This window comes from Nocardia fusca NBRC 14340 (genome assembly GCF_001618425.1).
Classification (GTDB): Bacteria; Actinomycetota; Actinomycetes; order Mycobacteriales; family Mycobacteriaceae; genus Nocardia; species Nocardia fusca.
The window spans coordinates 33988-46943 of sequence record NZ_BDCU01000031.1 but is presented as its reverse complement, the minus strand read 5'-3'; the positions used below and the strand labels follow the sequence as shown (position 1 = coordinate 46943).

General features: G+C 67.9%; 14 protein-coding genes. 11 read left to right on the top strand and 3 right to left on the bottom strand.

Annotated elements, in window-relative coordinates:
- The first annotated feature begins 1 nt into the window (after position 1).
- The 3 genes from NF4_RS20665 to NF4_RS20655 all read left to right on the top strand — a co-directional run bounded on the left by NF4_RS20665 (position 2) and on the right by NF4_RS20655 (position 3286).
- The gene (locus NF4_RS20665) at positions 2-925 is read left to right on the top strand and encodes a ferritin family protein (RefSeq protein ID WP_063129010.1); all 924 of its coding nucleotides are present in this window, start codon (positions 2-4) and stop codon (positions 923-925) included.
- Between the two features lie 11 nt (positions 926-936).
- The gene (locus tag NF4_RS20660) at positions 937-2445 is read left to right on the top strand and encodes a flavin-containing monooxygenase (protein WP_063129009.1); all 1509 of its coding nucleotides are present in this window, start codon (positions 937-939) and stop codon (positions 2443-2445) included.
- A gap of 67 nt (positions 2446-2512) precedes the next feature.
- On the top strand, positions 2513-3286 hold the full coding sequence (locus tag NF4_RS20655; protein WP_063129008.1) for a MerR family transcriptional regulator: 774 nt from the start codon (positions 2513-2515) through the stop codon (positions 3284-3286).
- Positions 3287-3301: 15 nt separating this feature from the next.
- On the opposite strand, the gene NF4_RS20650 is transcribed toward NF4_RS20655, so the two are convergent.
- Genes NF4_RS20650 through NF4_RS20640 form a run of 3 tightly spaced genes read right to left on the bottom strand, consistent with a single transcriptional unit; the run spans position 3302 to position 5110 of the window.
- Positions 3302-4321 (bottom strand): NADP-dependent oxidoreductase, encoded by a 1020-nt coding sequence (locus NF4_RS20650; protein WP_063129007.1) that lies wholly within the window; start codon positions 4319-4321, stop codon positions 3302-3304.
- Between the two features lie 40 nt (positions 4322-4361).
- Entirely contained in the window at positions 4362-4733 is a 372-nt protein-coding gene (locus NF4_RS20645) for a hypothetical protein (RefSeq protein ID WP_063129006.1), read from the bottom strand.
- The gene (locus NF4_RS20640) at positions 4730-5110 is read right to left on the bottom strand and encodes a nuclear transport factor 2 family protein (protein ID WP_063129005.1); all 381 of its coding nucleotides are present in this window, start codon (positions 5108-5110) and stop codon (positions 4730-4732) included. Before NF4_RS20640 ends, NF4_RS20645 begins: the two co-directional genes overlap by 4 nt.
- Positions 5111-5202: 92 nt before the next feature.
- On the opposite strand from NF4_RS20640, the gene NF4_RS20635 reads away from it, so the two are divergent.
- The 8 genes from NF4_RS20635 to NF4_RS20600 all read left to right on the top strand — a co-directional run bounded on the left by NF4_RS20635 (position 5203) and on the right by NF4_RS20600 (position 12955).
- Complete coding sequence (locus NF4_RS20635) at positions 5203-6345, top strand: acyl-CoA dehydrogenase family protein (RefSeq protein ID WP_063129004.1); 1143 nt, start codon at positions 5203-5205, stop codon at positions 6343-6345.
- Between the two features lie 101 nt (positions 6346-6446).
- Positions 6447-7235, top strand: coding sequence for an enoyl-CoA hydratase/isomerase family protein (locus NF4_RS20630; RefSeq protein WP_063129003.1), 789 nt, complete (start codon positions 6447-6449; stop codon positions 7233-7235).
- A 37-nt stretch (positions 7236-7272) separates the two neighbouring features.
- Positions 7273-7650, top strand: coding sequence for a Zn-ribbon domain-containing OB-fold protein (locus NF4_RS20625; protein WP_063129002.1), 378 nt, complete (start codon positions 7273-7275; stop codon positions 7648-7650).
- The gene (locus NF4_RS20620; RefSeq protein ID WP_063129001.1) at positions 7647-8798 is read left to right on the top strand and encodes a thiolase family protein; all 1152 of its coding nucleotides are present in this window, start codon (positions 7647-7649) and stop codon (positions 8796-8798) included. Before NF4_RS20625 ends, NF4_RS20620 begins: the two co-directional genes overlap by 4 nt.
- Before the next feature lie 16 nt (positions 8799-8814).
- Positions 8815-10023, top strand: coding sequence for an acyl-CoA dehydrogenase family protein (locus NF4_RS20615; protein ID WP_063129000.1), 1209 nt, complete (start codon positions 8815-8817; stop codon positions 10021-10023).
- On the top strand, positions 10020-10970 hold the full coding sequence (locus NF4_RS20610; RefSeq protein WP_063128999.1) for a phosphotransferase family protein: 951 nt from the start codon (positions 10020-10022) through the stop codon (positions 10968-10970). The genes NF4_RS20615 and NF4_RS20610 overlap by 4 nt, the downstream gene beginning before the upstream one ends.
- Positions 10971-11000: 30 nt before the next feature.
- Positions 11001-12203, top strand: a complete 1203-nt coding sequence (locus NF4_RS20605) for an acyl-CoA dehydrogenase family protein (RefSeq protein WP_063128998.1) — start codon at positions 11001-11003, stop codon at positions 12201-12203.
- Entirely contained in the window at positions 12200-12955 is a 756-nt protein-coding gene (locus NF4_RS20600; protein WP_063128997.1) for an SDR family NAD(P)-dependent oxidoreductase, read from the top strand. The genes NF4_RS20605 and NF4_RS20600 overlap by 4 nt, the downstream gene beginning before the upstream one ends.
- The last annotated feature ends 1 nt before the right edge of the window (position 12956 follow it).

Here is a 12956-nt window from a genome sequence, read left to right as displayed (position 1 = left end):
TATGGCGACCATGGACTTCCAGGACATGCTCGACAAGATCAAGGACCGCCAGTGGGCACTGGCCGATATCGATTGGGACGCGCCGGGCGCGGAAACGATCACCCCGGAACAGCACGCGCGCCTGAAGCCGTTCATGTCGGACCTGATGTGGATCGAGAACGTGGGGGCGCGCGGATTCGCCGCCATGGCCAAGAAGGCCCCCGACGAGACCTTGCGCGAGATCTACCGTTATTTCCACGCCGAGGAGCAGAAGCACGCCAATGCCGAACTCGCGTTGATGCGGCGCTGGGGCATGCTCGAGGGTGACGAGATCCCGCAGCCGAATATCAACGTCAAACTGGTGATCGATTTCCTGGACAAATACGCCGACGAGATGTCGCTGTCGTTCCTGGGGACCGTGATCCCGATGCTCGAGGTCGCGCTGGACGGCGCACTCGTCAAATTCATCATGGACGAGATCGAGGATCCGGTGTGCCAGGAGGCGTTCCGGCGGATCAATGCCGACGAATCCCGCCATCTGGCAGTCGATTTCGCGGTGATGGATGTGCTGGGCCACGCCGAGATGCGCACACTGCTCATCGAACTGGTCGGCGGCTGGGTGAAACCGACCTTCCTGATCGGCGTACTGAGTTATATGCCGCTGCTGAACAAGATGCGCGACAACATCGTCGCGATGGGGGTGGACGAGAAGAAGCTGTACTCGGCGCTCGAGCGCTACCGGAAGGTGGGCGAGCGCAGCGAATTCGCGCGCCGGCTGCCGATGTACCAGATCGTGAAGAGGCACGGTGACTGGGTCGTCGACCGGGGTCACCCGTATCACCTGCTCGCGGACGCCCTGGTGAAGGTCACCGGACGTATTCCGCGGCGGCTGCTGCGCAAGGACCCGAGCTGGTCGAAGGAAATCACCTACACCCCCGCCGCGTGACGAGGACAGATATGACCACGACCAGCACAGCCCCGCTCGATGTCGCCGTGATCGGTGCGGGATTCGCCGGAATCGGCGCGGCCATCCGGCTCCGGGACCGCGGTATCACGAATTTCGCGGTGTTCGAACGCGGTGACGCGATCGGCGGAACCTGGCGCGACAACACCTATCCCGGCGCGGCCTGCGATATTCCCTCCCGCCTCTATTCCTACAGTTTCGCGCCCAATCCGGACTGGTCACACACCTATTCCGGGAGCGGTGAGATCCTGGGCTATATCGACTCGATGGTGGCGAAATCCGGTATCGGGCCGTATATCCGGCTGCGGCACAACGTCACCGGTATGGAATTCGACGAGTCCACCGGTACCTGGGAGATCGCGATCGAGGGGTCCGGAGAAGTCCGCGCCCGCGCGGTGGTGCTGGCATCCGGGCCGCTGACCGAACCCGGCTACCCCGATATCCCGGGTATCGACTCCTTCGCCGGCCATACGATCCACAGTGCCCGCTGGGACCACGACTACGATTTCGCCGGGAAACGGGTCGCGGTGATCGGCACCGGAGCCAGTGCGGTGCAGATCATTCCGGAACTGGTGGAACGGGCCGGTTCGGTGAAGGTTTTCCAGCGCACCCCCGGCTGGGTCCTGCCCCGGGTGAACCGGCGCACCGGCGCCCTCGCCAAGGAGCTCTACCGGCACGTTCCCGGCGCGCAGACCCTCGCGCGGCAGGCGTGGTTCTACGGGCACGAGTCGGTGGCGCTCGGCGTCGTCTGGAACACCCCGCTGACCCGGGTGGTCGAACTGGCCGGCCGGGCGCAATTGCGGCGGCAGGTCGCCGATCCGTGGCTGCGCCGCCAGCTCACCCCCGATTTCCGGGCGGGATGCAAACGACTGCTCATGACCGACGACTACTACCCGGCGCTGCAACGGGAGAACTGCAAGCTGATCACCTGGCCGATCGCCCGGATCGCCCCGGACGGTATCCGCACCGCCGAGGGGATCGAGCATCGCGCCGACTGCATCGTGTTCGCCACCGGGTTCGAGGTCTCCAAAACGGGGACACCGATTCCGATCACGGGTCGCGACGGCCGGGTGCTCGCCGACGAATGGCGGCGCGGCGCGTTCGCGTACCGCAGTGTCGCGGTCTCGGGGTATCCGAACCTGTTCCTCACGTTCGGACCGAATTCCGGCCCGGGGCACAACTCGGCCCTGGTGTACATGGAAGCGCAGATCGACTACCTGGTGCAGGCGATCGGCCTGATCCTCGACCGTGACCTGCGGATGCTCGAGGTGCGCCGCGACCGCCAGGAGCGCTACAACGCGGCGATCCAGCGCAAGCTCGGCGCGACCACCTGGAACTCGGGCTGCCGCAGCTGGTACCTGACCGAGGACGGGTTCAACGCGACCATGTACCCGGGGTTCGCCACCCAGTACCGCAACCAGTTGCGCGAGGTCGATCTCGACGACTACACGCTGGTGGCGGCCGAGCCGCGGATCGCGCCGAGGGTGGCATCGGTCTCCTAGGCGGCGGCTAGACTCGGATTCCCGGGCCGGAGTCACCGGCGCAGGCGGGCGAGGGAGGTGCGGATTCATGGCGCGATACCGGATCGACGATCTCGCCCGCGCCGCGGGCACCACCTCCCGCAATGTCCGTGCCTATCAGGAACGCGGACTGTTGCCGCCTCCGGCCGACCGCGACGGCCGGGCCAGTATCTACGACGATTCCCATCTCGAGCGGCTTCGCCTCATCGACGCGCTGCTGCAGCGCGGTTTCACCACCGCGCATATCGCCGATTTCATCACCAGCTGGGAAACCGGTAAGGACCTCACCGAAGTGCTGGGTCTCCAGCACGCCGTCACCGCGAACTGGTCGGAGGAGGAGACCTTCGAGGTTCCCCGGGAGCTGCTCGCCACCATTCTCGGTGAGCAGACCGAGGAGCTGGTGGCGCAGCTGGGCCGGATGGGTCTGGTCCGGGTGGACGGCGAGACGGTGGTGATCACCGATACCCAGCTGCTCACCTCGTTCACCGAACTCCACGAGTACGGGGTGGAGCTGGGCACGCTGATCTCGGTGTACGCCGAGGTCGCGACGCGAATCGACGATATCAGCGAGTTACTCATCAACGCGGCGAAGAAACATATCGTCGACGAGCACGGGCCCGGCTGGCTACCGGACTCCAACGACGAGATCGCCGCCACCACCCGCATGCTCAATACGATGCGCGAACTCGGCGTCGCCGCGGTGCACACCAGTCTGGCCCGGTCGCTCGACACCACCCTGCGCCGCGAACTCGGTGACTATCTCGCCACCGCGGCCGAACGGGAGCGGGAACGGAATATGGGCCGCGCCCAGCGCGACCGCTGAGCACCACGGCATTTCTCAGGCGAGACGGCACAGTGTCTTACCGGTTGTCGCGCCCGACAGCATCGCCACCAGGGCGGCCGCCGCCTGCTCGATCCCCTCGAACACCGATTCCCGGTGGACCAGTCGTCCGGCCGCGAGATGCGCACCGACCTCGGCGCGCATCGGCGCTTCGAGGTGGTTGAAGGATCCGGCCCGGAATCCCCGCATGCGCAGACCTTTCGCCACCATGGTGAACAGGTTCGGCGGTCCGGCCGGGGCGGCGCCGTCGTAACCGGACACCGCACCGCACAGCGCGATCCGTCCCTGCGGGCGCAGGGCGTCCAGCGCCGCGGTCAGATGGTCGCCACCGACATTGTCGAAATACGCGTCGATTCCCGTGGGCGCGAGCGCCGCCAGCGATTCGGTGAGGGCGGGTTCGTGGTAGTCGAAGGCCGCGATGCCGAGTTCGTCACGCAAGTAGGCGACCTTGTCCGGGCTGCCCGCCGAGCCGAGCACCGTGGCACCGCGCAATACCGCGAGTTGCGCGACGAGCGAGCCGACCGAACCGGCGGCCGACGACACCCACAGCGTGTCCGCCGCGGTCAGCTCGAGGATCTCGACCAGTCCCACATAGGCGGTGAGTCCGGCGCTGCCCAGCGGCCCGAGGAACCATTGCGGTGGCAGGTCCCCGGTCTCGATCCGGGTGGGCGCGCCGTAGCCGCCGATGGTCTGCGTCCCGGCACCCACCACCGCGTATTCGCGGTAGCCGAGGGTGTGGGAGACCAGCTCCCCGACGGTGTAGTCCGGATGGCGGGTCTCGGCGACCACGCCGAGCGCGAGACCGGTGAGCCCCTCGCCCGGCCGCAGCGGCGGCAGGTACCCGTCGGGTGTGGTCTCCGCCAGCCGGATGCGGAGGGACGGATCGATCGACAGCCAGGTGTTGCGCACCAGTATCCCGCCCGGGCCGGGTTCCGGAACGGGTTCCTCGATCAGCGCGAGATCGGTGACGCTCAGCTTTCCGGCCGGTCGGCGGGCCAGGCAGAGCCGGCGGTTCATCGGTGGTCCTCCTTGTCGGACGGGCCCGGGCCCGCGCCGCTCAGCGCGCGAAGGCGACCTCGGGTGTCCGGGCGATGAGCAGGCGGCGCACCGCGCCGGTGGCGTCGAGCTGGGCGGTGGCGTTGAACGACGCCTCGAACTCTCCGGCGCGGGTGGTACGGCCGAGCACGAGTTCGTATTCGCCGACCACCGCACCCACGTCGATGTGATGGACCAGGGTGCTCTTCTCGCGCTGCACGAGGTAGGCGATCAGACCCGCCCGGTCTCCGACGAATTCGGCACTCGCACCGGATCCTTTGGAGAACTGCACCGACATGGTGAAATCGTCGGAGATCATGCCGAGCACACGATCGGGATCGTCGGAATCCATATAGCCGAACCACCGGGCCAGCACCGGCACATCCGTCGTCATTTCTGTTCTCCTTCGGTCGAGGACCGGTCCACGAGCGCGAAGTCCGCGCTGAACGTGACCTGATACCGGTCGATGAGCCCCGCCGCGTCCAGATGCATCGCGGCCACGAAATACCCGGTGGTCACGGTGTCGTTCTCGGTGACGGCGCCGTGGGCGAACTGCACGTCACCGTCGGCGGCCACCCGCAGCAGCACGTGTTTGCGGTTCACCGGCGGCCGGCCGCTGAGGTAATCGAACATGGCCGAGCGGCCGCGGTCCCGTTTCACCCCGGTGGGCAGGACCATCGTGAAGTCCACGTCCTCGGCCAGCAACGCCACCGCGTCCCGCAAGCCGCCGCTGTCGACGGTCGCGTAGTACTCCTCGATCACGTAACTCATGAAATGAACTTAGTTCAGCAAACCACTTCTTGTCGAGACCGCGAACAGCTACGCTCGGTTTACCGAATTGAACTCAAGTCAACCGGAGAATCATGTCCCCGACCTCAGCAGCCACCGTCGAAGTTCCCTGGCCGCGGGCGGAACCGGCGGCTCTCACGCCCGGCCCCGAACAGGAACAACTGCGCGAAACACTGCGGGCACTACTCGCCAGGCACAGCGGTATCGAGCAGGTCCGCGCGGCGACGGAGTCCGCGAGCGGATACTCCGAACCGCTGTGGCGACGTCTCGTCGACGAGATGTCGGTGACCTCGCTCGCCGTTCCGGAGGAACAGGGCGGGCTGGGCTACGGCACCACCGAGCTGGCCGTCGTTCTCGAGGAATGCGGCCGGGCCCTGGTCTGCGAGCCCGTGATCAGCTCGGCGGTACTGGGCGTTCAGGCGCTGCTACCGGCCGCCGGGGAGACCGCCGAACTCTTCGCCGAGGTACTCGCCGGCCGGTCGCTCGCCTCCGTCGGCACCCTCGATCCGGCCACCGACGCACTGCGGGCCCGATCCGTTTCCGACGCCTGGCGCGTCGACGGCACGGTCACCCACCTACCGGGCGGCGAGACCGCCGATATAGTGGTGGCCTCGGCGGACACCCCCGAGGGCCGCCGCCTCTTCGCCCTACGGCCCGGACCGGAGGCCGTCCGCAGCCCACGCCGGGTCCTCGACCCCACCCGCAGGCAGGCGGATCTCACCGTCCACGACTGCCCGGCCGTCGCATTGACCACGCCGCAATCGACACCCGCCGCCGTCGCCCGGCTGCACGATCTGGCCACACTCGCCACAGCCTGCGAGAACACCGGCATCGTCGAGCACCTACTGGAGCTCACGGTCGACTACGTCCGCACACGCCGGCAGTTCGGTCGGCCGATCGGCTCGTTCCAGGCCGTCAAGCACCGGCTGGCCGATCTGCTGGTCGAGCTGGAACGCGCGAGATCGGCATCCCGGTATGCCGCCGCCCTGTACGCCGATAACCCCGACTCGGCACGGCTGGCCGTGGCGGTGGCGGGCGCCGTCTGCACCGACGCGGCCGTCCTCGCGGCCTCGGAAGCGGTGCAGTTGCACGGCGGTGTCGGCTTCACCTGGGAGCATCCCGTGCACTCCTATTTCCGGCGCGCGCTCGGAAACGAAGCAGCACAGGGTGATTCGCGATCCCATCGCGCGCGCATCGCCGATCTGGTCGGCGTCTGAACGACCCGGAACCGGCGCGGAATTCCGTATTGACGCCCACCGCGCCGTCGAGTACAACTGAAGTGAATCCAGTTCAATAACGGACAACGAAAGAGGCCCCGATGGTTGACACCGACCACATCGTCCTGGAGAAAGACGGCGAGATCGCGCGTGTCTGGCTCAACCGCCCGCACAAGAAGAACGCGGTCACCGTGGAGCTGCTGCACCGGCTCGACGAGATCATCGTCGAGGTCGACAACGACCCGGACCTGAAGGTCCTCGTGCTGCGCGGCCGGGCCAACACCTTCTGCTCGGGCTTCGACCTGGACGAACTGCGGGAGAACTACGTCGGCAAGACCAACGCGATGGATGTCGCGGTGCTCTCGGCGAAGGTCTGCGACCGGCTGTACTCGATGAACACTCCGTCGGTGGCGGTGCTGGAGGGCTACGTCACCGCGGGCGGATTCGAGCTGATGATCTCCTGTGATTTCGCGGTCGCCGCCGACGATGCCAAGATCGGCGACTTCCACATCCGCCGCGCACTCTTCGGTGGCGCGGGCCCGATCTACCGCCTGCCGCGCATGATCGGTATCCGCAAGACCAAGGAGCTGATGCTCACCGGCAAACTGCTCTCCGGTAAGGAGGCCGAGGCCTTCGATCTGATCAACGCCTCCGCCCCGGCGGCCGAACTGGATGCGCTGGTGGCCGATTTCATCGCGCCGATCATCGACAAGAGCCCGTTCGCCATGAAGCTCACCAAGATGACCATCGACCGCGGCCTGGACGCCGATATCCAGTCGCTGATGGTGATGGAACATCTGGCGGTCGGCAACGCCCTGCAGTCCGAGGACGCGCGCGAGGGTGTCAACGCCTTCCTGGAGAAGCGCGAACCCAAGTGGGTCGGTCGCTGAAGCAGCGATCGGCAGACCGACCATCGGAAGGAACGACATGGGTGAGCAGGTGAAACCCGTACTGGAGGGCAGTAGGTGCCGAGTATGCGGCACGGTCGGCTACCCGGCGAGCGCGATCTGCGCGCGCTGCGCCCGGCCGACCGCCGACCCGCTGTCCCTCAGCGACGAAGGGGTGGTCTGGGCCTACACCGTTCAGCGGTTCCCGCCGAAATCGCCACCGTATGTCGTTCCCGCCGAGGGGTTCACACCGTACGCGGTCGGCTATGTCGAACTCCCCGAGGGAATCAGGATCGAGGCGATTCTCGACTGCCACGACGATTTCGCCGCCCTGGACCAGGCGCCGGTGCGGCTGGTCGCGGTCACACCGGTCCCCCGGTTCGCCACCACTACCACCCAGCAGAGCGAGGACCGGTGACAGATCAGGTTTCGATCATCGGGAGCGGGCTGTCGCCCTTCGGCCGCCGGCCCGGGGTCAGCGGGCGGCAGATGGCGGTCGAGGCGATCACCGCCGCGGTGACCGACGCCGGACTGAGCTGGCCCGATATCCAGGTCGCGTTCGGCGGCAGCGACGGGTCGGGACTGGCCGACACCCTGGTCGCCGAGCTCGGTTTCACCGGTATCCCGTTCACCAATGTCAAGAACGGCTGCGCGACGGGCGGCAGCGCCCTGTTCTCCGCGGTCAACGCGGTGCGATCCGGCGCCGCCGAGATCGCGCTCGCGGTCGGCTTCGACAAACACCCGCGCGGGGCGTTCGACCCCGACCCCGCCGACTGGGGTCTGCCGGAGGGGTACGGCACGGCCGGACTCATGGTGACCACCCAGTTCTTCGGCGCCAAGATCGGCCGCTATATGCGTGAGCACGATATCTCCGCGGCGACCCTGGCGAAGGTCGCCGAGAAGGCCTATCGCAACGGCAGCCGCAATCCCAATGCCTGGCGGCGGGAGCCGATCTCGGCGGCGCAGATCGCCGCGGCGGATATGGTGAACGATCCGCTCACCAAGTTCATGTTCTGCTCCCCCGGTGAAGGGGGCGCGGCCGTGGTCGTCGCGAGCGAGGCCGCCGTGCGCCGGCTCGGCGGGCGCCCGGTGCGCTTGCGGGCGATCAGCCATCGCACTCGGCGCTTCGGATCCTTCGAGGTGTTCAGCCCCGCGGTCCAGGGCACCGGGGAACCGACCAGCGTCAGTACCGATGCCGCCATGGCGGCCTTCGAGCAGGCCGGAATCGGGCCCGGCGAAATCGATGTCGCCCAGCTCCAGGACACCGAGAGCGGCGCGGAGATCATGCATATGGCCGAATGCGGGTTCTGCGAGCACGGCGCGCAGGAAGAGCTGATCGCCGCGGGCGCCACCGAGATCGACGGCCGGCTGCCGATCAACACCGACGGCGGCTGTATCGCCAACGGCGAACCCATCGGTGCCTCGGGGCTGCGGCAGGTCCACGAGATCGTCACCCAACTGCGGGGCGAGGCGGGCGAACGTCAGGTGCCGGGCGGCCCGCGCCTCGGTTTCACACACGTCTACGGCGCTCCCGGAATCAGCGCCTGCACGGTCCTTTCGGTCTGAGGGCGAGGGAAACACAGTGAGTACACAGACACTTCCGGATCTCGCCGAGTTCACCGAGTCGGCCCGGGACTGGTTGCGCGGCGTCGCCGCGCCCCGCACCGAAGCCGCCTGGGGTCACGGTGACGATTCGGTCGCCGTATTCGAGAACTGGACCGCCGCGGAGGAGCGGCGGCACACCGACGCGATCCGCGAGTACGAGCGCACCAAATTCGATGCGGGCTGGGGTGCGCTGAACTGGGCCGCAGAATACGGTGGGCGCGGGCTGCCGATGTCCTATGTGCTCGCGTTCCGGCGTGCCGAAGCGGAGTTCGAGGTACCGCGACGGACCGAGATGTTCTCGGTCACCCAGCAATTGGTGGCACCGACCATCGAGCAGTGGGGTACGCCGGAACAGCGGGACCGCTATATCCGGGCCATGCTGCGCACCGATCTCATCGCCTGTCAGCTCTTTTCCGAAACCGAGGCCGGCTCCGATCTGGCCGCGGTACGGACCCGGGCAACCCGCAACGCCGACGGCACCTGGACCCTCGACGGCCACAAGGTCTGGACCTCGGGCGCCCGCGTCGCCGACCTGGGCGTCGCGGTGTGCCGGACCGATCCGGCGGCGGCAAAGCACGCGGGACTCACCGTATTCCTGGTCCCCATGGATGCCGCGGGTGTCACCGTCCGCCCGATCCGGCAGATGACCGGCGGCAGCTCGTTCAACGAGGTCTACCTCGACGGCGTGGTGCTCGACGACGGACTGCGGCTCGGACCGGTCGGCACGGGCTGGCCGGTCGCGCTGACCGTGCTCGCCGCCGAACGCCTCGACGGCGCGACCCTGGGCCTGGCCAATGCCGACCGGGCGGTGGCCCTGGCCCGCAACCTGGGACGTGAGCTGTCCGACCTGGAACGCGACCGGGTCGCCGACCTGGTGACCCGCAGCTATGTGCAGCGGGTGGCCGGTATGCGGGTCGCCGCGGCGGTCGTCGCGGGCCGGGACCCGGGACCGGAGGCCTCGGCGGGCAAACTACTGGCCACCGACACCATGGCACGCACGTCGGAGGTGGTGCGGCTGCTGCTCGGCCGCGACCTGGTCGCCGATTCGGGACGCTGGGGAACCTACGCCTGGACCGAGCACGTCCTCGGCGCGCCCGGCTACCGGATCGCCGGCGGCACCGACGAGATCCAGCACAACATCATCGCCGAGCGGGTACTCGGCCTGCCCAAGGAGCCACGCCCATGACGCTGGAACATCGGGTCCGCGACCGGCTGGCCGCCGAGCTCGGGGTCGAACTCACCGCCTTCGAACGCCTGCCGGGTGGCCATTCGGGACTCACCTACCGGGCGGTGACGACCGGCGGAGCCTATGTGGTGAAAGCCGTACCCGAGGGCCGCGAACCCCTCGGCCGCCACGATATGTTGCGCCAGGCCCGGATCATGCGCGCGTTGGCGCCGACCGAGGTCCCGGTGCCGCGCATCGTCGTCACCGACGAGAGTGAACCGGCCTGGTTCGCCATGGAATTCGTCGCCGGCGAATCGCTGGAACCGGTACTCGACGATCCGGCCGTGGCGCCTGATCTCGCCGCGGCCCGCATGCGCCGCGCGGCCGAGGTACTGCCCCGGCTGCACGCGGTCGCCCTCGACGCGGTGCCCGGCATCGAACCCGCGCTGACCCCCGCCGACGAACTGGCCCGCTGGGCCCGCACACTCGGTGCGGTACCCCCGGAACTGGTCACCGGCGGTGACCGTCTGCTCGAACTACTCGGCCGCCGCGTACCGGAACCGTTGGCACCCACCCTCGTACACGGCGACTACCGGCTCGGCAACATCATCGCCGCCGGCACCGAACCCGTCGCGCTGATCGACTGGGAGATCTGGAGCGCCGGCGATCCCCGGGTCGAGCTCGGTTGGTTCCTGGTCTTCGCCGACGGCACCAATTTTCCCGGCGTGGGCCGCACAGTGCCCGGGCTGCCGAGCGCTGCCGAACTGGTGGAGCTGTACCGCGCGGGCGGCACCGACCTACCGGAGCTGCCCTGGTTCGACGCGCTCGGCCGGCTCAAGATGGCCGCCATCATGGGCCACAACCTGCGGCGGCACCGTGAAGGCCGGCACCACGACCCGGACCAGGAAAAACTGCCCGCCACCATCGACCGCCTCATCGAGACCGGAACCGCGCTGCTCGCCGGTTGAGGTCTCCTCCCCCAGTTCAGGAGCCGCACTGTGGATTTCTCCTACTCCGCCCACACGGCGGACCTGCTCGACAAGCTCGGCCGATTCATGGACGAGCACGTCTATCCGGCCGAGCCGGTCTACGACGAGCAGATCGCCGCGGCGGACAATCCGCACGAACAACCGCAGATCATGCGGGAATTGCAGGCCCGGGCCCGGGAACTGGGTCTGTGGAACCTTTTCATGACCCACGATGGATTGGGCGCCGGACTCACCAATCTGGAATACGCCCCGCTCGCCGAAATGGTCGGCCGGTCCATCATCGGTAACGAGGCGATCAACTGTTCGGCGCCCGATACCGGGAATATGGAAATCCTGGCCATGTTCGGGACCGAGGAGCAGAAGGCGCAGTGGTTGCGGCCGCTGCTCGATTGTGAGATCCGGTCGGCGTTCGCGATGACCGAACCCGCTGTCGCCAGTTCCGACGCCACCAATATCACGTCGACCATCCGCCGGGACGGAAACGATTACGTCATCAACGGCCGCAAATGGTATACCTCCGGAATTCTCGATCCGGATTGCAAACTCATCATCTTCATGGGCAAATCCGATCCGGAGGCGCCGGCCTATCGCCGGCAGAGCATGATCCTGGTCCCCGCCGACGCGCCCGGCGTCGAAGTTCTGCGTGATCTGCCGATGTTCGGTTTCCACGACCGGCTCGGGCACGGCGAGGTCCAGTTCACCGATGTCCGGGTGCCCGCGGCGAATATGCTCGGCGCCGAAGGCGACGGGTTCGCCATCGCGCAGGGCCGGTTGGGCCCGGGCCGGATGCACTACGCCATGCGGGCCATCGGAATGGCCGAACGCGCCCTGGACCTGATGTGCCGCCGCGCGCTGGAGCGCACCGCGTTCGGGGGCCCGCTGGCCGACCGGGGTGTGGTGCGGGAGTGGATCGCGCGCAGCCGGATCGAGATCGACCAGATCCGGCTGCTGGTCCTGAAGTCGTCCTGGCTGATGGACACCGAGGGCAACGCGGCAGCGCGCTCGGAGGTCGCCGCGATCAAGGTGGCTGCCATGGAGGTGGCACACGCGGTGGTCGACCGGGCGGTCCAGACCTTCGGCGCGGCCGGGGTCAGCAATGACACCGTGCTGGCCCGGATGCACGCGATCACCCGGGCGCTGCAGATCGCCGACGGCCCCAACGAAGTACATCTGCGCACCATCGCGCGTCTGGAAGTGAACAAGCATCGATGAGCACAACGGATCTGACCGGAAAGGTCGCGCTGGTGACCGGCGCGAGCCGCGGACTCGGGCTGGCGATCGCCCGCGGACTACGCGATGCCGGCGCCACGGTGATCGTCTCCAGCCGTAAACTCGCGGCCTGCGAGGCGGCGGTCGCCGCGCTCGGCGCGGGTCCCGGCAGCGCGCACCCACTGGAACTGCATGTGGGCAGGTGGGACAGCATAGAGCCGACCGTCGACCGGATCGTCGCCGAATTCGGCAGTCTCGATATCGTGGTCAACAATGCCGGAATCGCTCCGTCGGGCGAGAATCTGGCGGCGGTGACCGAGGGCCTGTGGGACAAGACCCTCGAGGTGAACCTGAAGGGCCCGTTCCGGCTGATGGCTGTCGCGGGGGCCCGGATGGCCGCCGCCGGTGGCGGCTCGATCATCAACATCTCCAGTATCGGCGCGGTCCGGCCCAGCCCGCCCGAGGCGATGTACGCCGCGGCGAAGAACGGTCTCAATGCGCTCACCATGGCGTTCGCCCAGGAATACGCGCCGTCGGTGCGGGTGAACTGTGTGATGCCGGGCGGGTTCGCGACGGATATGGCCGAGCACTGGGACGACGAGTTCGTCGGCAAGATCGTCGACCGGCTCCCCGCGGGCCGGCTGGGGCGGCCGGAGGAGATCGCCGGACTGGTCGTTCATCTGGCGAGCGATGCCGCCGGGTATACGACCGGTGCCCTCATCCCGGTCGACGGCGGCCGGACGGCGGTGTATTGAG